1 pseudogene is annotated in these 394 nt (G+C 64.2%); it reads left to right on the top strand.

Features of this window, described 5'->3' with window-relative positions:
- Positions 1 to 394: pseudogene (locus DBR34_RS15035) on the top strand (ribonucleoside-diphosphate reductase subunit alpha); the annotation flags it as partial.

Raw genomic sequence — 394 nt, forward strand, 5'->3', positions numbered from 1 at the left:
CGTGCATGCCGAGTTTCCACAGCTCGACCTGGCCGATTACCAGCGCGCCGTGCTGGCGCTGGTGCAGCGGCGGGAACAGCTCAGCGCCGACGAACTGGTGGACCTGCTGATCCGCGAGGCCGAGTCGCGCATCGACCTGGTGGCGCCGGACTGGGAACACTTCGCCGCGCGACTTTACCTGCGTCGCCTGTACAAGCGCGCCAGCAAGAACCGCTTCTACGACGCCAGCCTCAAATACGGCTCCTACGTGGGGCTGCAGGAAAGCCTGGCCGACCGCAACGTGTACTCGATCGACATCCTGAAGACCTACTCCAAGGAAGAACTGGAGGAAGCCGGAGCGATGATCGAGCCCGAGCGCGACCTGCTGTTCGCCTACAACGGCCTGTACCTGCTG

It is taken from the genome of Stenotrophomonas sp. HMWF003, assembly GCF_003061285.1.
GTDB lineage: Bacteria > Pseudomonadota > Gammaproteobacteria > Xanthomonadales > Xanthomonadaceae > Stenotrophomonas > Stenotrophomonas maltophilia_AP.